The 24919-nt window shown below is 64.7% G+C and carries 26 protein-coding genes; 16 read left to right on the top strand and 10 right to left on the bottom strand.

The window, feature by feature from the left end; all coding sequences use genetic code 11:
* Positions 1–40 precede the first annotated feature (40 nt).
* Complete coding sequence (queG, locus tag E1742_RS11805; protein ID WP_134385055.1) at positions 41–1135, top strand: tRNA epoxyqueuosine(34) reductase QueG; 1095 nt, start codon at positions 41–43, stop codon at positions 1133–1135.
* Positions 1136–1204: 69 nt separating this feature from the next.
* On the opposite strand, the gene E1742_RS11800 is transcribed toward queG, so the two are convergent.
* The 5 genes from E1742_RS11800 to E1742_RS11780 all read right to left on the bottom strand — a co-directional run bounded on the left by E1742_RS11800 (position 1205) and on the right by E1742_RS11780 (position 6042).
* On the bottom strand, positions 1205–1618 hold the full coding sequence (locus E1742_RS11800; RefSeq protein ID WP_134385054.1) for a BLUF domain-containing protein: 414 nt from the start codon (positions 1616–1618) through the stop codon (positions 1205–1207).
* A gap of 287 nt (positions 1619–1905) precedes the next feature.
* A complete protein-coding gene (locus tag E1742_RS11795) occupies positions 1906–2676 on the bottom strand; it encodes an AAA family ATPase (protein ID WP_134385053.1) in 771 nt (256 codons plus the stop codon).
* Positions 2673–3428 (bottom strand): AAA family ATPase, encoded by a 756-nt coding sequence (locus E1742_RS11790; protein WP_134385052.1) that lies wholly within the window; start codon positions 3426–3428, stop codon positions 2673–2675. The genes E1742_RS11795 and E1742_RS11790 overlap by 4 nt, the downstream gene beginning before the upstream one ends.
* Positions 3429–3432: 4 nt before the next feature.
* Positions 3433–4020, bottom strand: a complete 588-nt coding sequence (locus tag E1742_RS11785) for a response regulator transcription factor (protein ID WP_134385051.1) — start codon at positions 4018–4020, stop codon at positions 3433–3435.
* Positions 4021–4041: 21 nt separating this feature from the next.
* On the bottom strand, positions 4042–6042 hold the full coding sequence (locus E1742_RS11780; RefSeq protein ID WP_134385050.1) for a two-component system sensor histidine kinase NtrB: 2001 nt from the start codon (positions 6040–6042) through the stop codon (positions 4042–4044).
* Positions 6043–6232: 190 nt separating this feature from the next.
* Between E1742_RS11780 and E1742_RS11775 the strand changes: the two genes are divergently transcribed.
* The 6 genes from E1742_RS11775 (at position 6233) to E1742_RS11750 (ending at position 11346) form a co-directional block, all read left to right on the top strand.
* Positions 6233–7225 (top strand): TRAP transporter substrate-binding protein, encoded by a 993-nt coding sequence (locus E1742_RS11775; protein WP_134385049.1) that lies wholly within the window; start codon positions 6233–6235, stop codon positions 7223–7225.
* Positions 7226–7346: 121 nt separating this feature from the next.
* A complete protein-coding gene (locus tag E1742_RS11770; RefSeq protein ID WP_134385048.1) occupies positions 7347–7907 on the top strand; it encodes a TRAP transporter small permease in 561 nt (186 codons plus the stop codon).
* The gene (locus E1742_RS11765; RefSeq protein WP_134385047.1) at positions 7904–9193 is read left to right on the top strand and encodes a TRAP transporter large permease; all 1290 of its coding nucleotides are present in this window, start codon (positions 7904–7906) and stop codon (positions 9191–9193) included. The genes E1742_RS11770 and E1742_RS11765 overlap by 4 nt, the downstream gene beginning before the upstream one ends.
* Positions 9194–9685: 492 nt before the next feature.
* Complete coding sequence (locus E1742_RS11760) at positions 9686–10210, top strand: methylated-DNA--[protein]-cysteine S-methyltransferase (protein WP_229466739.1); 525 nt, start codon at positions 9686–9688, stop codon at positions 10208–10210.
* Positions 10186–11085, top strand: a complete 900-nt coding sequence (gene xerD / locus E1742_RS11755; RefSeq protein ID WP_134385045.1) for a site-specific tyrosine recombinase XerD — start codon at positions 10186–10188, stop codon at positions 11083–11085. The genes E1742_RS11760 and xerD overlap by 25 nt, the downstream gene beginning before the upstream one ends.
* Positions 11086–11136: 51 nt before the next feature.
* Positions 11137–11346, top strand: coding sequence for a hypothetical protein (locus E1742_RS11750; protein WP_134385044.1), 210 nt, complete (start codon positions 11137–11139; stop codon positions 11344–11346).
* Between the two features lie 100 nt (positions 11347–11446).
* Here E1742_RS11750 and E1742_RS11745 read toward each other — a convergent pair whose 3' ends face one another.
* From E1742_RS11745 to E1742_RS11735, 3 genes are all read right to left on the bottom strand, one after another.
* Positions 11447–14569 (bottom strand): efflux RND transporter permease subunit, encoded by a 3123-nt coding sequence (locus E1742_RS11745; protein WP_134385043.1) that lies wholly within the window; start codon positions 14567–14569, stop codon positions 11447–11449.
* A gap of 3 nt (positions 14570–14572) precedes the next feature.
* Entirely contained in the window at positions 14573–15781 is a 1209-nt protein-coding gene (locus E1742_RS11740) for an efflux RND transporter periplasmic adaptor subunit (RefSeq protein ID WP_134385042.1), read from the bottom strand.
* A gap of 212 nt (positions 15782–15993) precedes the next feature.
* Positions 15994–16155, bottom strand: a complete 162-nt coding sequence (locus E1742_RS11735) for a hypothetical protein (protein ID WP_229466738.1) — start codon at positions 16153–16155, stop codon at positions 15994–15996.
* Positions 16156–16358: 203 nt separating this feature from the next.
* On the opposite strand from E1742_RS11735, the gene E1742_RS26145 reads away from it, so the two are divergent.
* Complete coding sequence (locus tag E1742_RS26145; RefSeq protein WP_166793465.1) at positions 16359–16520, top strand: hypothetical protein; 162 nt, start codon at positions 16359–16361, stop codon at positions 16518–16520.
* Here E1742_RS26145 and E1742_RS11730 read toward each other — a convergent pair.
* The gene (locus E1742_RS11730; protein ID WP_134385041.1) at positions 16514–17482 is read right to left on the bottom strand and encodes an endonuclease/exonuclease/phosphatase family protein; all 969 of its coding nucleotides are present in this window, start codon (positions 17480–17482) and stop codon (positions 16514–16516) included. The genes E1742_RS26145 and E1742_RS11730 overlap by 7 nt on opposite strands.
* Before the next feature lie 68 nt (positions 17483–17550).
* On the opposite strand from E1742_RS11730, the gene ybaK reads away from it, so the two are divergent.
* From ybaK to E1742_RS11690, 8 genes are all read left to right on the top strand, one after another.
* Positions 17551–18042, top strand: coding sequence for a Cys-tRNA(Pro) deacylase (gene ybaK / locus E1742_RS11725; protein WP_134385040.1), 492 nt, complete (start codon positions 17551–17553; stop codon positions 18040–18042).
* A 64-nt stretch (positions 18043–18106) separates the two neighbouring features.
* Positions 18107–18733, top strand: a complete 627-nt coding sequence (gene plsY / locus E1742_RS11720) for a glycerol-3-phosphate 1-O-acyltransferase PlsY (RefSeq protein WP_134385039.1) — start codon at positions 18107–18109, stop codon at positions 18731–18733.
* A 79-nt stretch (positions 18734–18812) separates the two neighbouring features.
* Positions 18813–19469 (top strand): DsbA family oxidoreductase, encoded by a 657-nt coding sequence (locus tag E1742_RS11715; protein ID WP_134385038.1) that lies wholly within the window; start codon positions 18813–18815, stop codon positions 19467–19469.
* Between the two features lie 81 nt (positions 19470–19550).
* Positions 19551–20588 (top strand): GGDEF domain-containing protein, encoded by a 1038-nt coding sequence (locus tag E1742_RS11710; protein ID WP_134385037.1) that lies wholly within the window; start codon positions 19551–19553, stop codon positions 20586–20588.
* 16 nt (positions 20589–20604) lie between these two features.
* Positions 20605–20895, top strand: coding sequence for a DUF427 domain-containing protein (locus tag E1742_RS11705; RefSeq protein WP_134385036.1), 291 nt, complete (start codon positions 20605–20607; stop codon positions 20893–20895).
* A 147-nt stretch (positions 20896–21042) separates the two neighbouring features.
* The gene (locus tag E1742_RS11700) at positions 21043–22275 is read left to right on the top strand and encodes a metal-dependent hydrolase (RefSeq protein WP_134385035.1); all 1233 of its coding nucleotides are present in this window, start codon (positions 21043–21045) and stop codon (positions 22273–22275) included.
* Positions 22276–22322: 47 nt separating this feature from the next.
* Positions 22323–23180, top strand: coding sequence for an ion transporter (locus tag E1742_RS11695; RefSeq protein ID WP_229466737.1), 858 nt, complete (start codon positions 22323–22325; stop codon positions 23178–23180).
* Positions 23181–23545: 365 nt separating this feature from the next.
* The gene (locus tag E1742_RS11690) at positions 23546–23728 is read left to right on the top strand and encodes a hypothetical protein (RefSeq protein ID WP_134385034.1); all 183 of its coding nucleotides are present in this window, start codon (positions 23546–23548) and stop codon (positions 23726–23728) included.
* Positions 23729–23759: 31 nt separating this feature from the next.
* Here the strand turns inward: E1742_RS11690 and tsaD are convergent, their stop codons facing one another.
* A complete protein-coding gene (tsaD, locus tag E1742_RS11685) occupies positions 23760–24788 on the bottom strand; it encodes a tRNA (adenosine(37)-N6)-threonylcarbamoyltransferase complex transferase subunit TsaD (protein WP_134385033.1) in 1029 nt (342 codons plus the stop codon).
* Between the last annotated feature and the right edge of the window lie 131 nt (positions 24789–24919).

Raw genomic sequence — 24919 nt, 5'->3', positions numbered from 1 at the left:
ATAAAATGGTGGATTGTTCCTGCCGCCATTGTACCGTCCGATGTCCCCGTCCCAAGAAGAACTCGCAAGCCTGGCCGCCGCCATCAAGGGGTGGGGGATAGCGTTGGGCTTTGCCGAAGTGCGTATCGCTGACGTCGACCTGTCCGCCGCCGAGACGGGCCTGCAGGCCTGGCTGGACGCCGGCATGCACGGTGAAATGGACTATATGGCAAGCCACGGCATGAAACGGGCCCGCCCCGCCGAACTGGTGCCGGGCACCGTGCGCGTGATCACCGCGCGCATGAACTACCTGCCCGAGTCGGCCGGCGCCGACTGGCGCGCGCGCGAACAGGCGCGTCTGGCCGATCCGAACGCCGCGGTGATTTCCGTCTACGCCCGCGGCCGCGACTATCACAAGGTGCTGCGTGCCCGCCTGCAGCAGCTGGCGGACAAGGTGCGCGCGGCCGTCGGGGAATTCGGCTACCGCGTATTTACCGACTCGGCGCCGGTGATGGAACTGCCGCTGGCGGAAAAATCGGGACTGGGCTGGCGCGGCAAGCACACCTTGCTACTCAATCGCGCGGCCGGCTCGATGTTCTTCATGGGCGAGATCCTGGTCGACCTGCCGCTGCCCGTCGACGCCCCCATCGATGCCCACTGCGGCCAGTGCAGCGCCTGCATCACCGCCTGCCCGACCGGGGCGATTGTCGCGCCGGGCCGGCTCGACGCGCGGCGCTGCATCTCCTACCTGACGATCGAACTGAAAGGCGCCATTCCACCGGAGCTGCGTTCCCTGATCGGCAACCGGGTCTACGGCTGCGACGACTGCCAGACTGCGTGCCCCTGGAACAAGTTCGCCCAGCGCGCCACCTTGCCCGACTTCGACGAGCGTCATGGCCTGGGGAGCGCCGGCATGCTGGAACTGTTCGCGTGGAGTGAAGAGGAATTCAACCGCCGGATGGAAGGCAGCCCGATCCGACGGATCGGCCACGAACGGTGGCTGCGCAACCTGGCTGTCGGGCTGGGCAACGCGGCGGCAGCCGGCTTGCGTGGCGACGCGGCAATCGTGGCCGCGCTGCGCAGCCGCGCCGATCACCCCTCCGAACTGGTGCGCGAGCATGTGAGCTGGGCGCTGGCGCTGCATGGGCCGCAATAAAAAAACCCGGGACGGACCCGGGTTTCGAGGAAATATTGCCCGAAAACAGGGGGCAGTCCCGGGTTTGGGTCAGTTGCGGAACATGTGCAGCAGCACGACCGCCGGCGACATCGAGCGGATCCGGCGGCCTGCCTTGGCGGCCTCGATGATCTCGACCAGCTCTTCGTATTTGTCCGACTGGCGATCGTCCAGGTTCGTCATGTTCATGCTCCAGCGCGTAAACGTACGGAACTCGGCCGGCTCGTTGTAGAGCAGGCGCAGGTTCTTGTGGCGTGGATCCTTCGAGATCTTTTCATACAGCGCCGTCAATGTGGCGGCGGAGCCCTCCAGCACTTGCAGGAACCAGCCGCCGTTATAGAACAGGCTGCCGGTGACGTCGATGGCCGCGTTGTTCGGCTTGGCCTGGTTGAGGATGGGAATCAGGTCGTCCGATGACATCTTGCTGGTGGACTCGCTGAGATAGACAAGCTGGTGGAGGGACATGGCAGTGGGCGTCGGAAAGAAAGCGTTCAGAATATTTACCTGAAGAAATATACCTGATCTCCGCAATTGTTTCAGAAAGAATCAATTGCGCCGTCACATTTTCGCCACGCCGGCAAAGCGGTCAAACCACAGCAGGACTATTTCCAAAAAACGGGGGCTGTCCCGAATGCCGTTAACTTATCCTGTTTTCGCGCGGGCCGTGCCACCACAATTTCAACAACTTAACTTAACGGCATTTGGGACTGTCCCCGTTTTGGAAAGATTGCCTCATAAACAGGGGGGCGGTTTCAGCCGCTGTCCTGTTTGCCGTCGGCCAGCAGCACCTCGAGCATCCGCTGCGGATTGGCCAGGAAATCGCGCATGACCTGGTAGTGTTCCGTATCCTCGTAGTCGGTGCGGCGCAGGCCGTCGGCCGTGCAGGAGTAGATTTTCGCGTCCGGATAGGCCATCAGGATGGGCGAATGCGTGGCGATGATGAATTGCGAGCCCTGTTTCACCAGCTGGTGGATGCGCGCCAGCACGGCCAGCTGGCGCTGCGGCGACAGCGCCGCTTCCGGTTCGTCCATCACATACAGACCCTTGGGGCCGAAACGGTGCGTGAGCAGGGCCATGAACGATTCTCCGTGCGACTGCTCGTGCAGCGAGCGCCCGCCGTGGTAGCTGATGACGGGTGGGCCGCCTTGCGGCTCTTCGTCGAGCGCTTCGATGTTGGTGGCCACGTTGAAGAAACTCTCCGCGCGCAGGAAATAGCCGTCGCGCGGGCGCCGGAATCCCCTGGCGACCTGAATGTATTCGTGCAGCACGGAGTGCGATGCCCGCGTGCCGAAATTGAAATTGCGGCTGCCGCCTTCGGCATTGAAGCCGAGGGCCACCGCGATGGCTTCCAGCAGCGTCGATTTGCCACTGCCGTTTTCGCCGACGATGAACGTGACGGCCGGGTGGAATGTCAGCACCTGCAGGTGCCGCACGACTGGCAGGTGGAACGGATAGCGGTCGAAATCGGGCACGCTGTCGCGCCGCAGCGTCACGTCGATGGCAAAGCTGGAGGATAGCGTCATGGATCGCTGCGGTGAGGCTCATCCTCCTCGGCCAGCAGCACATCCAGCATCCGCTGCGGATTGGCGAGGAAAGCCCGCGTGACCTGGTAATGTTCCGTGTCTTCGTAATCGGTGCGGCGCAGGCCGTCGGTCATGCAGGTATAGATTTTCGCATCCGGGTAGGCCATCAGGATGGGCGAATGCGTGGCGATGATGAACTGGCAGCCTTGCTTCACCAGCTGGTGGATGCGTGCCAGCGCAGCCAATTGGCGTTGCGGCGACAGGGCCGCTTCCGGCTCGTCCAGCACATACAGGCTCCTGGCGCGGAAGCGGTGCGTCAGCAGGGCCATGAACGATTCGCCGTGCGACTGCTCGTGCAGCGAGACGCCGCCGTACGAGCCGCCGACATCGCGGTTCTCGATCTCGGTGGCGACATTGAAGAAGCTTTCGGCCCGCAGGAAGAAACCGTCCTGCGGACGCCGGAAGCCCTTGGCGATGCGGATGTACTCATGCAGCACGGAGTGGGAAGGCCGCGTGCCGAAATTAAAGTTGCGGGTACCGCCTTCGGCATTGAAACCGAGGCTCACGGCAATCGCTTCCAGCAGCGTCGACTTGCCACTGCCGTTTTCGCCGACGATGAACGTGACGGCCGGGTGGAACGTCAGCACCTTCAGGTGCCGCACGGCGGGCAGGTTGAACGGGTAGGCGTCCGGGTCCGGCACGATCTCGCGCCGCAGCGTCATGTCGATGACGAAGCTCGACGAGAGGGCCATGCGCTTACTTCAGCAGGCCGGCCAGCTCCACGGCCGTCTTGACCTGCATCTTGTCGAAGATGTGCGCGCGATGCACTTCCACCGTGCGCATGCTGATCCCCAGTTCGTCGGCGACGACCTTGTTCATCTTCCCCGCCAGGATCAGGTCCAGCACCTCGCGTTCGCGCGAGGACAGCGTGGCCAGGCGTGCGTGCACGGCGGCGCTGGCGCTGGCGTGCATCGACTTCGCCAGGCCTTCCTGCACGCGGTCCATCAGGTCGTTGTCGTTGAACGGTTTTTCAAAGAAGTCGAATGCGCCGCGTTTGAGCGTGTCCACCGCCATCGGCACGTCGCCGTGGCCGGTCAGGAAGATGACGGGGAGGCGCTGCGTCAGCCCGCGCGCATGCAGCTGGTCGAACACGGCCACGCCGTTCATGTCGGGCATGCGCACGTCCAGCAGCACGCAGTCGCCGGCCGGATCGAAGCGGCCCGCCTCCACGTAGGCCAGGAATTTCGCACCGCAATCGTAGGTCGTGGCGGGAATGGCGCGCGACGAGGCCAGCCACGACAGCGAATCGCGCACCACTTCTTCATCATCGACGATATGCAGCATCGGGTAACTCCGTTGGTAAAACTACGCGCCCGCGGCGGGCAGCGTAAAAGTGAATATGGTACCGCCTCCCGGATTGTCGCGGTGCGTCAGTGTACCGCCGTGGAACTCGATGGCGGTACGGCAGATGTTCAGCCCCATGCCCATGCCTTGCGCCTTGGTCGAGAAAAACGGCGAAAACAGCCGCTCGGCGACGTCCTGCGGGATGCCATGGCCATTGTCGACGATGCAGACGCTGACCTGGTGCGCGGGCGCATCGTAACAGGCTTCGACGGTCAGCGTGCGGCGCGCCAGTGGCACGTTGGCCATCGCTTCGATGCCGTTGCGCGTCAGGTTCAGCAGTACCTGCTCGACCATCATCGGGTCGGCGTGCACGGCCGGCAGGTCGGCCGGCAGCACCGTTTTCAGCGTTACCCGGTGCTGGCGGGCCTGCAGTTCGATCAGCGCGCTGATGCTGTCGAGCATGGCGGCCAGCGCCACGTCGCGCCGCTCGGCCTTGCGCTTCTTGACGAAATCGAACACGCTGCGCACGATCTGCCCGGCGCGGCGTGCCTGCGCGCCCACCTGTTCCAGCGCGGGTTTGAGCTTGCCGCCGTCGACCGGCTGGCGGTCGCCATCGGCCCGCGCCAGCAGATTGAGGGCGCCTGTCGTGTAACTGGAGATGGCGGCCAGCGGCTGGTTCAGTTCGTGTGCCAGCATCGAGGCGATCTCGCCCATCGTGGCCAGGCGCGCGCTGGCCTGCAGCTTTTCCTGGTGTTCCCGGTTGAGTTCCTCGATGCGCTTGCGGTCCGTGATGTCCAGGATCGATCCCATCCAGCCCGTGTGGCGGCCTTCGTTATCGACCAGCGGCGCTTCGAAGATCAATACGGGCAGGCGGGTGCCGTCGGGGCGCTGGAAGATTGTCTCGAATTGCGGCGTCACCGTGCCGGCCAGCACGTTGGCCAGGCGGTGCTGGTATTCCGGCATCACGTCCGGCGCCCAGTACGGCATCGGCGGCGAGCGGCCGACCAGCTCTTCTTCCGTATAGCCCACCATCTGGCAGAACGCCGGATTGACGTGGGTGATGCGGCCTTCCAGGTCGCGCGCGCGCAGGCCCGTCACCAGCGAGTTTTCCATCGCGGTACGGAACGCCATCTGCTGGCGCAGCGCATCCTCGGCGGCCAGCCGGCGCGAAATGTGTCCCCACAGCGCCAGCAGGCTCCATAACAGCGCCAGCGACAGCGCGATGACGGAGCCCACCAGCAGGTTGGGCAGCAGCTTCGGTTCGCTCTTGACGCTGTCCGTCATCAACGTGACGGTCACGCCGGGCAGGTCGAGCGCGCGCTTGTGCGTGTAGACGCCGTGGCCCGGCCCTGCGGCGGCGCGGCGCGCCAGGATGCGGTCGTCGCGGTCGAGCAGCGAGATCTGGTTGTCCTGGGCGAACCACCACGGCACCATCTCGTCCAGCAGCGCCGACAGCTGGTAAGTGGCGACGACGCTGCCCACATAGGTGTCGCCGCGATACAGCGGCAGGTGGTAATCCATCATGTACGCGCCCGGCGTGCCGACCGTCTGCAGCGATTCGGCGCCCGGCTGGCCGTAGACGGGATTGCGGCTGCGCCGGGCGCGGTCCGCGGCATCGCGCGACGCGGCCGACAGCGCAGCCACCCGGGGCGGGGCGGCCTCGGTGGCGGCAAGGATGCGCGCCTCCGGGTCGAGCCACATCAGGCGTTTGAGTTCCGTGCCGGTTTTCAGCAGGCGCAGCATGCGCTCGTGGATGCGGGCGGGCGGCGTGCCCGCCAGGATGTCGTTGCCGATGGCGCGCGTGCTGTCCTCGTGCCGGCCCATCTGGAAGCGGATGGTCTGCTCGACCCACAGCGTGTCCGCGATCAGCTGTTCCTGGCGCTCGCCCCGTTCCATCTGGCGCGCCTGCCATGGCAGCCAGATCAGGATGGCGAGAAAAAACAACACCAGCACGACCGGCATCAGCCATCGGACCGTGTGCGGAAAGGGCAAGCGCGCAGCCAGCGATGGGGAATTAGTCATTGTCTGAGGGTAATGAAATTGCTACACTGCGATATTGTGGTTTTCCACAGTTGCCCCTTGCGGTGCACTTGCACAGAATGGGACGGCAAAACAAGGGCCAAGAGGTCCGAGGGTGAAGGAGGCCGACGTGCAGCGCGCCGCTGCCGCCATCGACACCCGATAATAAACCAACTCATATTTGGGGACACACATGAAGCTCAAGACCATCCTGGTCGCATTTGCCGCGACCGCCTGCTTTACCGCCAACGCCTTTGCCCAGGCACCGATCGTCATCAAGTTCAGCCACGTCGTGGCCCTCGATACGCCGAAAGGCCAGGCTGCGGAACGTTTCAAACAGCTGGCGGAAAAGGCCACCAACGGCCGCGTCAAGGTCGAAGTCTATCCGAACAGCCAGCTGTACAAGGACAAGGAAGAACTGGAAGCGCTGCAGCTGGGCGCGGTGCAGATGCTGGCGCCGTCGCTGGCCAAGTTCGGCCCGCTGGGCGTGAAGGAGTTCGAGGTCTTCGACCTGCCGTACATCTTCCCGAGCAAGACCGCGCTGTACAACGTGACGGAAGGCCCGATCGGCAAGGGCCTGCTGAAGAAACTGGAAAGCAAGGGCATCACCGGCCTGGCTTACTGGGACAACGGCTTCAAGATCATGTCGGCCAACAAGCCGCTGCGCTCGCCGACCGACTTCCGCGGGCTGAAGATGCGCATCCAGTCCTCCAAGGTGCTGGACGCGCAGATGCGCATGATGGGCGCGAACCCGCAGGTGCTGGCGTTCTCCGAGGTGTACCAGGCGCTGCAGACGGGCGTCGTGGACGGCACCGAGAATCCGCCATCGAACATGTACACGCAAAAGATGCATGAGGTGCAGAAGTACGGCACCTTGTCGAACCACGGCTATCTGGGCTATGCCGTCATCGTCAACAAGAAGTTCTGGGATGGCCTGCCGTCCGACATCCGCACGGCGCTCGAAGGCGCGATGCGCGAAGCGACGACGTACGAAAAAGCCATTGCCCAGCGCGATAACGACATGGCGCTGGAAGCCATGAAGAAATCGGGCAAGACCCAGTTCATCGCCCTGACCCCGCAGCAGCAGGCGGAATGGAAGAAAGCCCTGGCGCCAGTCCAGAAGCAGATGGAAAGCCGTATCGGCGCGGACCTGATCAACGCGATCAACAAGGAAAGCGCGAAATAAACTTCGCGTAACCATAGCTTCGGCTATGTACCCGGGGCGGCGTCCTGCCGCCCCGCAGTCTCACTCAGACAGTATCCCTCCCGGTTTCGGCTTCCCGAGCCGTTTCTATTGAAAGAACACCATGAAATTCCTGGACCACCTGGAAGAATGGATCATTGCGACCCTGATGGGCGCAGCCACCTTCATCATTTTCGTGGCGGTCGTGCACCGCTACCTGTCCGGCCTGCCCCTCGGCTGGCTGCAGGACGAACTCATTCAGATCAACACCAGCTGGGCGCAGGAGGTGTGCATCTACATGTTCGTGTGGATGGCCAAGTTCGGCGCCGCCTACGGCGTGCGCACCGGCATCCACGTGGGCGTGGACGTCGTGATCAACCGCCTGTCGACGCCATGGCGCAACAAGTTCATCATCTTCGGCCTGCTGGCCGGCGCCACTTTTACCGGCATCGTCGGCACGCTGGGCGCGTCGTTCGTGTGGGAAATCGGCCACACCGAGCAGACTTCCGCCGACCTGGAAGTGCCGATGTGGATAGTCTACCTGGCCGTGCCGCTCGGTTCCTACCTGATGTCCTTCCGCTTCCTGCAAGTGATGGTGCATTTCATCCGCACCGGCGACCTGCCGAAGCACGACCACTCCCACGTTGAAGGCCTGGACGACGAACTCCAGGGAGCCAAAGCATGAACGCACTGATTATTTTTGCCCTGCTGCTGGTCCTCATGCTGACCGGTATGCCCATTTCCATTTCGCTGGGCCTGACGGTCCTGACGTTCCTGTTCACGATGACGCAGGTGCCGATCGAATCGGTCGCACTGAAGCTGTTCACGGGGATCGAGAAGTTCGAGATCATGGCGATCCCATTCTTCATCCTGGCCGGTAACTTCCTCACGCACGGCGGCGTGGCGCGGCGCATGATCAACTTCGCCACCTCCTGCGTGGGCCATTGGCACGGCGGCCTGGCGCTGGCCGGCGTCATGGCGTGCGCGCTGTTCGCGGCCGTTTCGGGTTCGAGCCCGGCGACCGTCGTCGCCATCGGCTCGATCATCCTGCCGGCGATGGTGAAACAGGGCTATCCCCGCAAATTCGGCGCCGGTGTCATTACCACGTCGGGCGCCCTGGGCATCCTGATTCCGCCGTCGATCGTCATGGTGATGTATTCGGTGACCACCAACACGTCCGTTGGCGCGCTGTTCATGGCCGGCGTCGTTCCCGGCCTGATGCTGGCGTTCCTGCTGGGGCTGACGACGTGGGTGCTGGCGAAGAAGCACAACTATCCGCGCATGAAGAAAGCCACGTGGGGCGAGCGCCTGGCCGCGTTCCGCAAGAGCGCCTGGGGCCTGCTGCTGATTCTCATCGTCATGGGCGGCATCTACTCGGGCATGTTTACGCCGACGGAAGCGGCGGCGATGGCGGCCGTGTACGCATTCGTCATTGCCGTCTTCGTCTACAAGGACCTGAAGATCAAGCAGGTCGGCAAGGTGCTGCTCGATTCCGCGTCGATGTCGGCGATGCTGTTGTACATCATCACAAACGCCGTCCTGTTCTCGTTCCTGATGACAAGCGAAAACATTCCGCAACAGATGGCGGCATGGCTGACGGACCAGGGTCTGGGCCCGATCGCGTTCCTGCTGGTCGTAAACGTGCTGCTGCTCATCGCCGGTAACTTCATGGAGCCGTCGTCGATCGTGCTGATCATGGCGCCGATCCTGTTCCCGGTCGCAGTGGCCTTGGGCATCAATCCTATCCACTTCGGCATCCTGATCGTCGTCAACATGGAGGTGGGCATGTGCCATCCGCCGGTGGGGCTGAACCTGTATGTGGCGTCGGGCATTACCAAGATGGGCATTTCGGAACTGACCGTTGCCGTGATGCCGTGGCTGCTGACGATGCTGGGCTTCCTGATGCTGGTGACGTACGTGCCGGCGATCTCGCTGTGGCTGCCAAACCTCGTGTACGGCAGCGTGGGGTAAAGGGCTTACCACAAATTTTGCGCTAAAAACCACACTCATTTACATGTGAACCAAATAGTCCGTTGCTAAAAAAAAACTGGAGAAAAAGCAGGACGGATCAGTTATGATTGCCTCGCTCCTGATTGGTGCAGCGAATAACGATATGCACCAAGGTAGCAACGGACATGCTGGTCAGTGGGGAGTGGTAAATAAGAAGGCTGCCGGAGACGGCGCAATAAAGCGAGGAGACACGCGGTTCACAAGATGCTGTTGGCATCACTGCTGCAGGCGGCCACAAGCCACGCCGCAGCGGGACCAAACAGCCGGGACCGTGCCAGGTAAGAGTTAAAACGCACCCGAGGGTGCGTTTTTTTTCGATCCCACGCACCCGAGGGTGCGTTTTTTTTCGATCCCACGCACCCAATGGGTGCGTTTTTTTCTGCCTGCCCATGTCGCTGGCTGTTGCCTGATGGATCGTGTAGCATGTTTGCCACAGTAGCAGGGAGTGTGAGCGTGACTAAAATACAACAGGCAAGCGAGTTGTTTGCCGCCATCGTCAGGACGCCCTTCGGCGCTCTCGGCATCCGCACCGGCGGCGCCGTCCTTACCGAGCTGGTCTATCTGCCGGAAAGCTTCGACGACAAGGCGCCCCAGGACCCGGTGGCCGAACGGGCCGCATCGCAGGTGCTGCGTTATTGCGACGATCCGGACTTCGTCTTCGACCTGCCGCTGGCGCAGGTCGGCAGCGAATTCCAGCGCAAGGTCTGGAGTGCCATTGGCGGGATTCCCCGTGGCGAGGTGCGGACCTATGGCGAAGTGGCGAAATTCGTCGGCTCGATGCCCCGCGCGGTGGGGCAGGCGTGTGGCGCCAACCATTTTCCGCTCGTGGTGCCGTGCCATCGGGTGACGGGGGCGCAGGGGCTGGGCGGCTTTGCCGGCAGCGACGACCGTAACGGCTTTACGCTGAACGTCAAGCGCTGGCTGCTGGCGCACGAGGGACTGCGCGAATACGCATGGCAGCAGACAACCTTGCTCTGATCGACGCGTTCTGCGACAGCCTGTGGCTGGAAGACGGCCTGTCGAAAAACTCGCTGGACGCCTACCGCCGCGACATGCGTGCCTTCGCGCGCTGGCTCGACGTGACGCAGGCCGGTGCGTCACTGCTGGCGGTCGGCCGCGCCGACATCGACGCCTACTTCGCCGCCCGTCATGACGACACCAAGCCCAGCTCCTCGAACCGCCGGCTGTCCGTGCTGAAACGTTTTTACCAGCAGGCGCTGCGGCAGAACCGCATCGCCCGGGACCCGTGTCTGAAGGTGTCCTCGGCGAAGCAGCCGACACGCTTCGTCCACACGCTCTCCGAAGCGCAGGTCGAAGCGCTGCTGGCTGCGCCCGATGCACGCGAGCCGCGCGGCGTGCGCGACCGGACCATGCTGGAAGTGATGTATGCAAGCGGGCTGCGTGTTTCCGAACTGGTGGCGTTGAAGCTGACGGAGCTGGGCCTGAACGAGGGCGTGCTGCGCATTACCGGCAAGGGCAGCAAGACGCGGCTGGTGCCGTTCGGTACGCAGGCGCGCACGTGGCTGGAGCGCTACCTGGGCGAGGCGCGCGGCGTCATCCTCAACGGTCAGCAGGATGACGCCTTGTTTGTCACGGCGCGCGGCGCGGCAATGACGCGGCAAATGTTCTGGGTGATCGTCAAGAAGCACGCCACGCGTGCCGGCATCACGGCGCCGCTGTCGCCGCACACGCTGCGGCACGCGTTTGCCACGCACTTGCTCAACCATGGCGCGGACCTGCGCGTGGTCCAGCTTTTGCTCGGCCACGCGGACATTTCGACCACGCAGATCTACACGCACGTGGCCCGCGAACGGCTGAAGCAATTGCATGCGGTACATCATCCGCGTGGATAAAATTTCTGCGATGCTGGCGCTACGGGCATAATGGCGGGAAAGGAGGTTGCCATGGCAAAGACAAATTTCTCATACGAGAAGCGACAACGCGAGTTGGAGAAGAAACGCAAGGCCGAGGAAAAGGCCCGGCGCAAGCAGGAGGCCAAGTCCCGGCCGGAAGGAGAAGCGGGAACTGAAGGGGGCGCCGGGCAGGACGCCGACGACCCCGGTGAGGATGCCGACAGCGCCGACGAGGATACCGCGGCCGAGCGTCAGGAATAAGAAACCCGGGACAGACCATCTTAAAACAGGTCTGTCCCGGGTTCAGTTTTTGGGCCTCAGCTTTTTTGGTTGCAGCTTTTGGGGTTGCAGCTCGATTGCCTTACGCGGCGTTGGCCAGCTCCGGCTTGGCCGGCTGCTCATGCGCATCATCGGGCGCATGACCGAACCAGCGCTTCGCCCGTTTCCCCAGATTGTCCAGGTACGTATAAGCAACCGGCACCACGACCAGCGTCAGCAGCGTTGACGTGATCACGCCGCCGATCACGGCGCGGCCCATCGGCGCCTGCGTCTCACCGCCTTCGCCCATGCCGATCGCCATCGGCAGCATCCCGAAAATCATCGCCAGCGTCGTCATCAGGATCGGCCGCAGGCGCACCTGTCCGGCCGCCATGATGGCATCGCGCTGCGGCTGGCCGGCCTGCTGGCCGTGATTGGTGAAATCCACCAGCAGGATCGCGTTTTTCGTGACCAGCCCCATCAGCATGATGACGCCGATGACCGAGAAGATGTTCAGTGTCGATCCCGTCACCAGCAGCGCCAGCAGCACGCCGATCAGCGACAGCGGCAGCGACATCATGATGGCAACCGGCTGCAGGAAGCTGCCGAACTGCGACGCCAGCACGAGGTAGATGAAGACGATCGCAATGCCCAGTGCGACCATCGCACTCGTCATCGTCTCCTGCATCTGCTTGGCATTGCCGCCCACGTCGAAGCGCACGCCGGCCGGCATCTCGATCGAGTCCATGGCTTTCTTCACGTCCGCGTCGACGTCGCCGCCGGGGCGGCCCTCGACGCCGGCCATCACGGCCACGCGCCGCATCAGCGCCTGGCGCTTCAGCACCTGCGGGCTGAACGACGGCACGAATTCGACGACCTGGCGCAGCGGCACCATCAGCGGGCGTCCGTCCGGACCCGCATTGCCCGATGCAAGCGACAGGTCGGCCAGATCCGCCACGCGCTGTCGGCCCGACTTCGGCAGCTGCACGTTGACGTCGTAATTCTGCCCATCCGGCGCCAGCCAGTAGCTGACCGTTTCGCCTGCGACGAACGGCCGCAGCGCCGCGCCGATCTGCTGCGTGGACAGTCCCAGGTCGCTCGCCAGCTCGTTGTTGATGCGGATGAGCGTGGCGGGGTTGGCGCCTTCCTGGCTGTATTCCAGGTCGGCCACGCCGCGGATGTTGCGCATCTTGTCCATCAGCTGGTGCGCCACCTTGTCCAGTTTTGCCTCGTCGGTGCCGAGGATGGCGATGAAGATGGGCTTCTCGCCGACCGACGGCGTGATGCCCGGAATCGACGCCAGCCTGGCGCGGATCGCCTTTTCCAGCGCCTGCTGCGAGCGGCGGTGTGTCTTGTGCACGTCCGTCAGCTTGACGTTCACGTAGGAGATGTGGCGGCCTTCGTCCGCGCCGATATTGCTGAACACGGTGTCCACTTCCGGAAATTCGCGCAGCGCGGCTTCCACCTGTTCCACCTTGCTGGCGTTGTATTCCAGGCTGGAGCCCACCGGCACCTTGAACTCCATGTCGATCCAGCCGCGGTCCGTTTCCGGGAACATCTCGCCGCCGATCTTCGGCACCAGCAAGAGGCTGCCCACGAAGACGGCCAGCGTCAGCGCCAGCGTGGTCTTGCGCCAGTCCAGCGCCAGCGCCAGCACCTTGCCGTACCAGACGTGCACCCGGTCGATGCCATGCTCGATCTTCTCCATCAGGCGGCCCAGCCACGGCAGGTACTTGAAGCGGTCCTGCACGGGGTCGTGCCAGACGGACGACAGCATCGGGTCCAGCGTGAAGCTGACGAACAGCGACACCAGCACCGCCACGGTCACGGTAATCCCGAACTGCAGGAAGAAGCGGCCGATGATGCCGTCCATGAACGCGACCGGCACGAACACGGCAACGATGGCAAACGTCGTCGCCATCACGGCCACGCCGATTTCGTTGGTGCCGTCTTCGGCTGCCTTGCGGTGGCCCTTGCCGAAGCCCAGGTGGCGCACGATGTTTTCGCGTACGACGATGGCGTCGTCGATCAGCAGGCCGATGCACAGCGACAGCGCCATCAGGGTCAGGAAGTTCAGGGTAAAACCGAATGCCTTCATGGCGATGAAGCTGGCCAGCACCGAGATCGGCAAGGTCAGGCCCGTGATGATCGTCGAGCGCCACGAGTGCAGGAAGAAGAACACGATGATCATCGTCAGCACCGCGCCTTCGACGATGGTGCGCTTGACGTTGTTCAGCTGGTTCTGCACGCGGTCCGATTCGGCGTCCGCGATGGACAGGCTCACGCCGGCCGGCAGCGACTTCTGCATATCGGCCACGACGGCCTTGACGCCTTCACCCACCTCGACCACGTTCGAGTCCTGCACCTTCGTGATCTCCAGCGAGATGCCGCGCTTGCCGTTGATGCGTGCCAGCGAACGCTCTTCGGCTTCGCCGTCGACAACGTCGGCTACCTGGTCCAGGTAGACGGGGCCATTGGCGCGGCGCGCAACGATGATCTTGTTGAATTCGCGCGGATGTTTCAGTTTGCCTTCCACGCGCACCATGCGGTCGTTCGCCTCGCGCGTGATGGTGCCGGCGGGGAGGTTGGTGTTGGTATCCTGGATCGCCCGCATCACCTCGTTGACGCCCACGCCCTGCGCCGTCATCTCGGCCGGCTTCAGGCTGATGAGGATTTCGCGCTTGGCCTGGCCATAGCTGCGCACCTGGCCCACGCCGGGAACGCCCTGCAGGCGCTTGACGATGACCTGGTCGGCCAGGGTGGACAGCGTGCGGATGTCCACCGTGGGCGAGGTCAGCGTCAGCCGCACGATGGGCTGCGCGTTATCGCCTTCCTCGCGCACGATGAACGGGTCCTTGGCCTCCTTGGGGAAGCGCGGACGAACGATGCCGACCTTGTCGCGCACGTCCTGCATGGCACGGTCCATGTCGGTGGACAGCTCGAACTCCAGGTAGACGCCGGCTTTGCCTTCCCACGAGTTGGCGCGCAAGGTGCGCACGCCGCGCACGGTGTTGACGATATCCTCCAGAGGGCGGGTGATGTCCGTCTCCACCGCCTCGGGCGAGGCGCCCGGGTACTGAACCTCGATGGCGACGAACGGAATCTCCACGTTCGGCATGCTTTCCACGCCCAGGCCGCGGTACGAGGCCAGGCCCAGCACCATCAGGCCGATCATCACCATCGTCGCGAAGACGGGCTGGCGGATACTGATTTTCGTGATCCACATGGCTTACCCCTGCGGCGGCTTGACGGCCGGCTTCTTGTCCTGCGCGGTCGTGATGGAGGTCGCCTGCGGCAGCTTGACGCTGGCACCGGGCTTGACGCCATCGAGCCTGGAGACGATGACCTGTTCGCCATGGGCCAGGCCGTCCGTGACGGCGGCCATGCCCTCATCTTCGTTGCGCAGTCCCAGCGTGACAGGCTGCGCCACAACCTTGCCGGCGCTGACCTTGTGGACGATGGCGCGGCCATTTTCTTCGTGCACGGCCGCCACCGGCACCTGCGGCAACGCGGCCGTGCGTTCCGTGACGATGCTGCCCTTGGCGAACATGCCGCCGCGCAGGGCGCCGTCGCCGTTGGACACGGTGATATACACCAGCATTGCGCGCGACCCTGCCTCTGTCGTCGGGTTGACGCGGGCGACCTTGCCGGCAAACGTGCGGCCCGCGAAACCGTCGACGCGAAACGCTGCCTCCTGGCCTACCTTGATGCGCGGGATGTCCGACGTCGGCACCTGCGCTTCCAGCGTCAGCTCGGCCAGGCTGACGATCGTGTAGACGGCCATGTCGGGCGCGACTTTCTCGCCGGCCTGCACGTGGCGCTTGCTGACGATGCCGTCGATGGGCGCGCGGATCACGCTGTCGGCCAGCGCGATGCGCGCCAGCTCCAGCTGTGCGGAGGCCGCCTTGACGCTGGCGCGTGCCAGGTCGACGGCATTGGCGTTGGTGTCGTAGGCCGTCTGCGAGATGTACTTCTGCGCCAGCAGCGCGCGGCTGTTGTTCTCGTTCTTCTGCGCCATCGACAGGCGCGCCTGTGCTTCGTCCAGCATGGCCTGCTGCTGTGTCAGGCGCGCGCGCAGGTCGGCCTGGTCGATCCGGGCCAGCACCTGTCCGGCCGCCACGGCCATCCCTTCGCGCAGGCTGGCGTCCTGCACCACGCCGGACACCTTGGACTTGACGGTGGCCTGACTGACGGGCACCAGGGAGCCGGACAGCGGCAACTGCACCGCCAGCGACCCGGCCGTCACGACGGCGACGTCGGTAGCCGCCAGTTCGTAGACGACCGGTTTGGCTGGCTGCGCGGCCGCAGGCGTTGGCGTGGGGGCAGGGTGCGGACGCAGCGCCAGGTATGCGCCGCCGGCAATGGCCAGCACGAGGACAGCGATGGCCGGCTTGCGCCAGCGCCGGCGGGAGGAAATGGGCAGTGCGTCGGTGGTCATGATTTTATCGGAATGGTTGGCCGCTGCCGGCGAATATACTGCGCGATGGTGGCACTGTACGATTCGACAAGGACGGCGGCCACGGGGATGCGACAAAGCGCGTTTTTGCGCGCCTGAATTGCAGCGGAGGCTGACAAAGCGACGGCGCAAGCGGTGGGACCCGGTACCTGTCGCCGGATGAAGGTCCCACCGCCGGGATTATTCCGCGCTCGTCAGAGCGGGCGCACCGGAATGCAGAGGTCGCAGCGCATCGCCACGTCGGCCAGCTGGGCCAGTTCCAGCGGTTCATCCAGGTGCTGCTCGATGTAATTCAGGACGCGCGTCATGCGCCGCGCATATTCATCGCGTGAGGATGAAAGGATGGGATCGTTCATGTTTTCATTATAGCAATGCCGGTCTGGTCCGAATGGCTGTGCCCGATACGGTGAATTTCTCGCGAGGGGGCGGTTCCGCACGACGGCGTGCCGGGCCGGATTTTCTGCATGGACGTCGACATCACGGCATGAAAAACGCAGAGCGTAGCTGTACCTGGCGGCGCGGTGTCCGAGAACAGCCGCGGCGATCCGCACCATCATCGATGGCACGCAGCATGGAGATGATGGCGATCGCGCAAGGCATCGAGACGGCCGAGCAGCTCGGCTTCCTGCGCGGGCAGGGCTGCGGCCAGAACGAGGGGACTACGCAGCCGCAGGCGCGCTGCCAGCGGTCCTGGCGGCGTGCTGCACTGACGCTTCAGTAAAGGCGCAGCCGCACCAGCACCTGGCCGTGGTCGGACGCCTCCGGGCGCGCCAGCCGCAGGTGATCGTTGAAATAGCTGACGTCCACCACCTCGCCGATGGCGCGCGCCGACTCGCCGTTGAATTCCTCCGATACGAGGACGTGATCGATGGTCGAATAGCGGCCCTCGTGGATGCTGGTGTAGGCCACGTGGCGCAGCGGGTCCTGGCTGCGCTGGATGCGGTGGCTGTCGTACAGCCGGCCGCGCCGCTCCTCGGCACTGGCGCCACCACCGTAGGTGCCGCCGTTGCCCAGCACGATCGTCGTCGTCACGGCATCGGCCGTGTCGTTGAAGTCGCCCAGGACCACGCACGGCCGGCGCGTCCCGCGCATCATTTTTGAGAGCAGCACGCGCAGCGCTACTGCCTCCGTGCCGCGCCACACCAGGGAGCGCAGGCTGGCCATCGCATACTGCAGCGGGTCCTCGCCGTTGTCGCCATTGCGGTAATCGGGCCGGCGCGACTTCAGGTGGACGACGATGACGTCGACAACCTGCTCGCCCGGCAGCACGACCTGCGCATGCAGCGGCGCGCGGGCGAAGCGGTCGGAGTCCGGGCTGCCGGAGTCGCACGGCACGTCGGAAGGGAAGCTGGCATACATCGTCGCCGGCGCCGCCAGCGGCAGGCGCGAGACCAGCGCGACGTTCGGCGTCAGGCGCGTGGCATGCGGATCGGGATCGAAACCGGCGTGGGTGGCGTCGCGGTATTTGCGTGTGCGTGCCAGCACGTCGCGCAATGCCGCCTGCGAAAAAATCTCCTGAAAGCCGATCACGTCCGCATCGAGTTCATCGAGCTGGCGAGCGATCCATTGGGCTTTCGCCTCGTATTCATCAAGGCTCAGAGGGGCGAGGTTGTCGTACAATTTCGCGCCCGGTGGCGCCAGATTGCAGACATTGAAGGTGGCAAAGCGAATTTCTTGCTGCATAATTAGAAACTCCCATGAGGGACCCCGCCACGGCAGGTCCCTTTTCATATTGGTTAGCGTATCACGGCATGGCAAAGAAAGAGCACATTTCAGAAACGCCGGCGACTGCACTGCTGCGCAAGCAGAAGGTGGCATTTTCCGAGCATCCTTATGAGTACGAGGAGCATGGCGGCACCTCCGTCTCGTCGCAGGCACTGGGCGTCGACGAGCACCACGTCGTCAAGACGCTGGTGATGCAGGACGAAGCCTCCCGACCATTGATTGTGCTGATGCACGGCGATTGCAAGGTCTCGACGAAGAACCTGGCGCGAAATATCGGCTGCAAGTCGGTCGAGCCGTGCAAGCCGGAGGTGGCGCAGCGCCATTCGGGCTACATGATCGGCGGGACGTCGCCGTTCGGCACGAAAAAAGCGATGCCGGTCTACGTGGAGGAGTCGATCCTCGCGCTGGAAACGATTTATATCAATGGCGGGCGGCGCGGCTTCCTGGTCGGCATCGCGCCGCGCGTGCTGGTCGACGTTCTGGGGGCGCAACCGGTCCACTGCGCGCTGGCCGATTGAATAGCCGTACTGTATAGTCGGCGCCGGCTGCGGCCAAAAACAATCACCATAGGATTTCGGGGAAATGAATACTGTTCTGTTGACGATTGCCGCCTATCTGATCGGCTCGATCTCGTTCGCTGTCGTGGTCAGCAAGATCTATGGCCTGGACGATCCGCGCACCTACGGCTCCGGCAACCCTGGCGCCACCAATGTGCTGCGCAGCGGCAGCAAGAAGGCCGCCATCTGGACGCTCGTCGGCGACGCCTTCAAGGGCTGGCTGGCCGTGTGGCTGACGATCCACTTCGCCGACCGGCTGGGCGCGGACGACACCACTATCGCGCTGGTCGCGCTGGCCGTCTTCCTTGGCCACCTGTGGCCCGTGTTCTTCCGCTTCGCCGGCGGCAAGGGCGTGGCGACGGCGGCGGGCGTGCTGCTGGCGCTGAACGTCTGGCTAGGCCTCGCGACGCTCGTCACGTGGGCCGTGGTCGCGTATGCGTTCCGCTACTCGTCGCTGGCCGCGCTGATCGCGTCGCTGTTCGCACCGTTCTATTATGGTCTACTGTTCGGTGTGGAGCCGCAGTTCTTCGCCGTGGTCGTCATGTGTGGCCTGCTGATCTGGCGCCACGCGAAGAACATCGGCAATCTGTTGGCGGGCAAGGAAAGCCGCATCGGCAGCAAGTCCAGGCCGGCCGCCGCCAAGAAAAAATAACCGCGCTTGCAAATCCGGCGGCAGGCCTCATCATGAAAGGATGGCCGCCGCCGGCGGCCGCCACTATTGAAAGGCCGCCATGGTTACTCCCGTCCGCATCGATTTCGTTTCCGACGTTTCCTGCCCGTGGTGCGTCATCGGCCTGCGCTCGCTGGAGACGGCACTGGAGCGCATCGGTCCCGAGCTCGCCCCCGAATTCCACTTCCAGCCCTTCGAACTGAACCCCGGGATGGGGCGCGAAGGGCAGGACATCACGGAACACATCACCGAAAAATACGGCAGCACGCCGGAACAGCAGGAGCAGTCGCGCGCCATGATCCGCCAGCGCGGTGCGGACGTGGGCTTCACGTTCGCCATGGACAAGCGCAGCCGCATCTACAACACGTTCGATGCGCACCGCCTGCTGCACTGGGCCGAGGAGACGGGGCGCCAGAAGGACCTCAAGCACGCCCTGTTCGAAGCGTATTTCACCAATGGCGAAGACCCGAGCTCGCACGACACGCTGCTGCGGGCTGCCGAGAAGGTCGGTCTCGACCTGATCGCGGCCCAGGACGTGCTGGAGTCCGACCGCTTTGCCGAAGAGGTGCGCACGCTGGAGAGCTTCTGGCAGCAGCACGGCATCAACTCGGTGCCGGCCGTGATCGTCAACCAGCGCCACCTGATCTCCGGCGGCCAGCCGCCCGAACTGTTCGAGCAGGCGCTGCGCCAGATCGTCGCCGAGCAAGCGGAGAATTAAGCGCGATCTGCCCATCTTATCGGGGATACCACGCGTGGTCATTTCGGCTACACTGCCCGCAAGTATCGACCCGGAGTGCGCATGGCGGCAGCAGAACAGATTTTCCCCACCTTTCCCCAGCCGGCGGACGAGCAGGCCAGGCTCGCCGCTCTGCACCGCAGCGGTGCGCCGGACCATGCGTCCGGCCCCGACTTCGCGTTCCTGACAGCGCTGGCGGCCCGGCTGTGCGGCATGCCATACGCGCACCTGACGCTGGTCGACGGCGACCGCGCCTGGATTCGCGCAAGCGTCGGGCTGGACTTGGACTCGCTGCCGCGCAGCCAGTCGTATTGCGCCTGGGCCGTGCTGGGCGACACGCTGACGGAAGTCCCGGATACGACGCAGGACGCGCGCATGGCCAGCCTGGCGCTGACGGTGGGCGCGCCGCAGGTGCGCCGCTACGCCGGCGCGCCGCTGTGGACGTTGGACGGCCACCCCATCGGCACGCTGTGCGTGATGGACAGCCATCCCGGCACCTTGACGCCGGAACAGCGCGACCTGCTGGCGGGCCTGGCGCACCAGGCGATGGCGCTGATCGAGGCGCGTGCGGCCGAGCGGGCGCTGCGTCAGTCCGAACAGCGGCTGGAACAGCTGGCCACGACGGACGAACTGACCGGCCTGCACAACCGCCGCTCGCTGCTGCACCGGCTGAAATTCGAGGTGGCGCGGGCCCGGCGTTTCCGCGCCCCGCTGGCCGCCGTCATGCTCGACCTCGACCACTTCCGCCGCATCAACGACGAGCATGGCCACGCAACGGGCGACCGGGTGCTGGCCGCCGTCGGCAAACTGGTGCGCGAAAACGTGCGGATGATCGACGTGGCGGGGCGCTACGGCGGCGAGGAACTGTGCCTGCTGCTGCCGAACACCCCGCTGATCGGCGCCCGCAAGATGGCCGAAACGCTGCGCAGCCGCATCGAAGCCCAGGTCCACATGGACGGTGCCCGGCGCGTGCCCGTCACCGCCAGCTTCGGCGTCGGCGCCATCGACCACATGGCCATCGACGACGCCGACACACTGCTGCGCGCCGCCGAGGCGGCGCTGTACGCGGCCAAGGCAAACGGCCGTAATCGAATCGATTGAATCCAAGGAGAACAGCATGCCCAAAGCAGTCTGGAACGGCGTCGTCATCGCCGAAGCGCTTGATACCGAAGTGGAAATCGTCGAGCATAATATCTACTTCCCGGTCGAGCGCATCAAGCGCGAGTACCTGAAGGACAGCAGCCACACGACCATGTGCCCATGGAAGGGCGTCGCCAGCTATTACGACGTGGAAGTGGACGGCAAGGTCAACAGGAACGCGGCCTGGTACTACCCGACGCCGTCGGAGGCGGCCAAGGCGATCAAGGGGCGCGTGGCGTTCTGGCATGGGGTGGAAGTAAGTCACTGAGTGCGCTGGGCATAGGGCAGTGTGCCCGACGTTTGCCGTCCGCGGGCGGGCGTCGGCGCGGCCGCACTGCCGGGTCCGTGCCAGATTTCGTGCCTGACCCCGATGTTGTCAGCGGGCGTGGGCGTGTCTTTCGGTTACCATGCCGCCATGGACAACATTACCCATTCCTTCGTAGGCCTCGGCGTCGGGGAACTGCTGCAACGTTCGCTGCCGGCCGAACCTGACGAAGCGCGCCAGCGTACCCGCCATCGCCTGCTGCTGACGGCTTGCGCCGCGGCCAGCAATTTTCCCGATCTGGACCTGTTCCTGACCAAACTGTTGCCGGCGCCGCTCGGCTACCTGCTGCATCACCGCGGCCATACGCATACGCTGCTGTACGCGCTGCCGCAGGCGTTGCTGCTGCTGGCGCTGTTGTGGACGCTGTGGCCGAACGCACGCCGGCTGCTGCGCGAGAGCCGCACCGCGCGGGCGGGCCTCGGTACCGCCATCGTGCTCGGGTTCGGGCTGCACCTGTCGATGGACTTCCTCAATTCGTACGGCATCCACCCGTTCTATCCGTTCGATCCGCGCTGGTTTTATGGCGACGTAGTGTTTATCGTGGAGCCCGTGTTTTGGGTGGCGTTCGGCGTGCCGCTGGCGCTGGCGATACCGAACCGGCCGGCGAGATTCCTGGCGCTGGCGGGCCTCGCGCTGTTCGTGCTGGGCGCAACGTGGCGCGGCTATCTGGGCTGGCATTCGTTGCTGGTGCTGGCGCTGATCGGCGCCGCCGTTGCCGCGCTGCGGGTGACGCGGCGCCACAGCCGCCGCGCGCTGGCGCTGGCCGCCATCATCTCCATCGGCTTCATCGCCGTGCAGGGCGGGGCGTCTTCGGCGGGGCGGCAGCGCATCGAGACGACGCTGCAGGCCATCGATCCCGCGTCGAAGGTGCTGGACGTGGCCATGACGGGGTATCCGGCGCAGCCGCTGTGCTGGTCCTTTGTCAGCATCGAGTCGAACGAAGGGGCCGGCAGCTACCGTCTGCGGCGCGGAATGCTGAGTCTTGCGCCCCGCTGGCTGCCGGTCGACGCCTGCCCGGCGGCGTTCCGCGACAGCGATGCCACTGCCGTCGCGGCGGCCGGCATCGTGCTGGCCGCGCCATGGCAGGGCGACCTGGCCATGCTGCGCAACCTGTCGCGCAGCGACTGCCACGTTAATGCGTGGCTGCGCTTTGCGCGCATGCCGGCGGTAACGGAGGACGCGGCCAGCGACCTGCGTTACGCCGCGACGCCGCGCGGCAATTTCACGGCCTTGGCCCTGTCCGGCGCTGCGCGCGAAGCCTGCGCCGACGTGCCGCAGTGGGGGTACCCGCGCGCCGATCTGCTGGGCGCCGGGGTAAGATGACGCGCATGTCCGCCCAGATGCAACCGCCGCCAGAGCCCGCACATGCCGTGCGGACAACCGACCCGCAACAGCGCCTGGGCAAGCCCGACGGCGGCTGGCGCGCGGAGCTCTACGAGGTCATCTTCGAGTCGGAAACCCGCAAGGGCCGTGCGTTCGATCTGGCGCTGATCGCCACGATCCTGCTCAGTGTCCTGGCCGCCGTGCTGACATCGATCGAGGCCATCGCCAGGACGCACGAGGACTGGCTGATTGCCGCCGAGTGGGTCTTCACGATCCTGTTTTCGATCGAATACATCGCGCGCCTCCTGTGCGTGCGCCGTCCGCTGCGGTATGCGCGCAGCTTCTTCGGCGTGATCGACCTGCTGGCCATCCTCCCCAGCTATGTGTCGCTGTTCGTGCCGGGCGCGCACGTGCTGCTGGACGTGCGCATCCTGCGGCTGCTGCGCATTTTCCGCATCCTGAAGCTGACCTTGTACATCCAGGAATACAGCATGCTGGGCGATGCGCTGCTGGCCAGCCGCCGCAAGATACTGGTGTTTCTCTCCACCGTGTTCCTGATCGTGTTCCTGCTGGGGACCGTCATGTACGTCGTCGAAGGGCCGCAACACGGCTTTACCAGCATTCCCACGGCTGTGTACTGGGCCATTTCGACAGTGACGACGGTAGGCTTCGGCGACTTGGTGCCGAAGACGGACGTCGGCCGCAGCATCGCATCGTTCATGATGCTGCTGGGCTGGGGCATCCTGGCCGTCCCGACGGGCATCATCAGTTCCGAGATCTCGCACCAGCGTGGCGTGCGGCTGCTGGCCGGGCGCTCGTGCACACGCTGCATGACGCGTGGCCATGAAGCCACGGCGCGCTACTGCAAGCAGTGTGGCAAGGCGCTTCCGCCCGAGCCGGGCTGATGGACCGCTGCACCGTCTGGCGGCGTGCGTCGCCGCTGCGGGAAACCGACGACAGCGCGAGCAAAGCGGTGTGACAGGGACTGCGTGAGACGGGTTGGCTGTCCTGCCGGGCGGCAGTCCTGCTCGCTTCCGGTGCATGGGCGCCCATAATGGCGGCGTTCGCTGACGGCCGCGCCCGTCGCATCGTCCGCTGCGGAGATCTCACGGCGGGGCCATGTGCGGACGTTCGGCGCCCTCACGTCGGGCCCTGCAATGCCGCCGCGCCGTGCTAATCTAGCTCGGCGGCAATTTAGTTTCCAATCGAGTGGTAATGGCATGCATATTGCTGGTACATTCTTCTGTATAGACAAATCGAGGAGACCAGCATGAACGAGTCCGTTCACAACCAAACGAAAACCGACCCACGTGCGCCGGCCAAACCGCTGCGCAGCGAGCGCATGGCCGCACGGGGCGTGGACTTGAAGAAAAAACATGGGCGCACCGGCGCGGTGGCGGCCGGCGGCCTGCTGGCGCTGGTCGGCCTGGCCGCGGTGCTGCTGGGTAGCTAAGGCACGGCAACTAAAATCGCCCGTTGGGCGGTCAGACGACTTTCAGTTCGTCCAGCGGCCAGCGTGGCCGCACATTGAAGGCATAATCGCGTTGCGCCGCCGCGGGATTGATGGACAGGCGCATGGCACCGGCAAACGCGATCATCGCACCGTTGTCGGTACAAAACTCCAGTTCCGGGTAATACACGCGGAAGCGCTTTTTGACTGCCGCCGCATTCAGTGCGGCGCGCAGCTGGCTGTTCGCGCCCACGCCGCCGGCGATGACGAGGCGTTTCAGGCCCGTCTGCTTCAGCGCGGCGATGCATTTGGCCGTCAATACGTCGACAATGGCGTCGACAAAACCGCGCGCGATATTGGCCTTGTCCTGTTCGCACACATTGACGGCGCTTTTCTTCACGACCGTCAGCACGGCCGTCTTCAGGCCGGAAAAACTGAAATTCAGGTCTTTCGAATGCAGCATCGGACGCGGCAGCTTGTAGGCCAGCGGATCGCCGAATTCGGCCAGCCGGGAAATGGCCGGGCCGCCCGGATAACCCAGGCCCAGCAGCTTGGCCGACTTGTCGAACGCCTCGCCGGCAGCGTCGTCCACCGTCTCGCCCAGCAGTTCATACTGGCCCACGCCGTCCACCCGCATCAGTTGCGTGTGGCCGCCGGAGACCAGCAGGGCGACAAAGGGGAACTCCGGCGGATCGGATGCCAGCAGCGGCGACAGCAGGTGGCCTTCCAAGTGGTGCACGCCCAGCACCGGCTTGTCCAGCGCCAGGCCCAGGCTGCAGGCGATCGACGAGCCCACCAGCAGAGCGCCGGCCAGGCCGGGCCCCTGCGTATAGGCGATCGCATCGATGGCCTGCGGCGCGATGGCGGCGCCTTGCAGCGTTTGCTCCAGCAGCGGAATGGCGCGGCGGATGTGGTCGCGCGACGCCAGTTCCGGCACCACACCACCGTATTCCTCATGCATCGCCACCTGCGAATACAGGGCGTGGGAGAGCAGGCCGCGCTCTGTGTCATACAGGGCCAGGCCGGTTTCGTCACAGGAGGATTCGACGCCGAGAACGATCATGGGGATGCTGCAAAGTAAATGGGCAATCCGCCATTGTAAAGGAAAGCCGTCGGCGCGTCCCGGCCGGTGCCGCCGCGGTGCTGCCTGAAAAACCGGTGACAGGCTCCGGTTTTGCGGAAAGTTTCTCAAAA

It is taken from the genome of Pseudoduganella plicata (genome assembly GCF_004421005.1).
Taxonomy (GTDB): domain Bacteria; phylum Pseudomonadota; class Gammaproteobacteria; order Burkholderiales; family Burkholderiaceae_D; genus Rugamonas; species Rugamonas plicata.
Note: the sequence above shows the minus strand (reverse complement) of the source record. Positions and strands in the feature narration are given on the sequence as shown.

Coding starts and splice junctions, on each gene's coding strand:
- E1742_RS11790 (WP_134385052.1), bottom strand. CDS start 3,428: ATGGCCCTCTCGTCGAGCTTCGTCATCGACATGACGCTGCGGCGCGAG.
- E1742_RS11750 (WP_134385044.1), top strand. CDS start 11,137: ATGGCAAAGACAAATTTCTCATACGAGAAGCGACAACGCGAGTTGGAG.
- E1742_RS11785 (WP_134385051.1), bottom strand. CDS start 4,020: ATGCTGCATATCGTCGATGATGAAGAAGTGGTGCGCGATTCGCTGTCG.
- plsY (WP_134385039.1), top strand. CDS start 18,107: ATGAATACTGTTCTGTTGACGATTGCCGCCTATCTGATCGGCTCGATC.
- E1742_RS11765 (WP_134385047.1), top strand. CDS start 7,904: ATGAACGCACTGATTATTTTTGCCCTGCTGCTGGTCCTCATGCTGACC.
- E1742_RS11795 (WP_134385053.1), bottom strand. CDS start 2,676: ATGACGCTATCCTCCAGCTTTGCCATCGACGTGACGCTGCGGCGCGAC.
- E1742_RS11690 (WP_134385034.1), top strand. CDS start 23,546: ATGAACGAGTCCGTTCACAACCAAACGAAAACCGACCCACGTGCGCCG.
- E1742_RS26145 (WP_166793465.1), top strand. CDS start 16,359: ATGGCACGCAGCATGGAGATGATGGCGATCGCGCAAGGCATCGAGACG.
- E1742_RS11780 (WP_134385050.1), bottom strand. CDS start 6,042: ATGACTAATTCCCCATCGCTGGCTGCGCGCTTGCCCTTTCCGCACACG.
- xerD (WP_134385045.1), top strand. CDS start 10,186: ATGGCAGCAGACAACCTTGCTCTGATCGACGCGTTCTGCGACAGCCTG.
- E1742_RS11775 (WP_134385049.1), top strand. CDS start 6,233: ATGAAGCTCAAGACCATCCTGGTCGCATTTGCCGCGACCGCCTGCTTT.
- E1742_RS11730 (WP_134385041.1), bottom strand. CDS start 17,482: ATGCAGCAAGAAATTCGCTTTGCCACCTTCAATGTCTGCAATCTGGCG.
- E1742_RS11705 (WP_134385036.1), top strand. CDS start 20,605: ATGCCCAAAGCAGTCTGGAACGGCGTCGTCATCGCCGAAGCGCTTGAT.
- queG (WP_134385055.1), top strand. CDS start 41: ATGTCCCCGTCCCAAGAAGAACTCGCAAGCCTGGCCGCCGCCATCAAG.
- E1742_RS11740 (WP_134385042.1), bottom strand. CDS start 15,781: ATGACCACCGACGCACTGCCCATTTCCTCCCGCCGGCGCTGGCGCAAG.
- E1742_RS11700 (WP_134385035.1), top strand. CDS start 21,043: ATGGACAACATTACCCATTCCTTCGTAGGCCTCGGCGTCGGGGAACTG.
- ybaK (WP_134385040.1), top strand. CDS start 17,551: ATGGCAAAGAAAGAGCACATTTCAGAAACGCCGGCGACTGCACTGCTG.
- E1742_RS11770 (WP_134385048.1), top strand. CDS start 7,347: ATGAAATTCCTGGACCACCTGGAAGAATGGATCATTGCGACCCTGATG.
- E1742_RS11710 (WP_134385037.1), top strand. CDS start 19,551: ATGGCGGCAGCAGAACAGATTTTCCCCACCTTTCCCCAGCCGGCGGAC.
- E1742_RS11800 (WP_134385054.1), bottom strand. CDS start 1,618: ATGTCCCTCCACCAGCTTGTCTATCTCAGCGAGTCCACCAGCAAGATG.
- tsaD (WP_134385033.1), bottom strand. CDS start 24,788: ATGATCGTTCTCGGCGTCGAATCCTCCTGTGACGAAACCGGCCTGGCC.
- E1742_RS11735 (WP_229466738.1), bottom strand. CDS start 16,155: ATGAACGATCCCATCCTTTCATCCTCACGCGATGAATATGCGCGGCGC.
- E1742_RS11715 (WP_134385038.1), top strand. CDS start 18,813: ATGGTTACTCCCGTCCGCATCGATTTCGTTTCCGACGTTTCCTGCCCG.
- E1742_RS11745 (WP_134385043.1), bottom strand. CDS start 14,569: ATGTGGATCACGAAAATCAGTATCCGCCAGCCCGTCTTCGCGACGATG.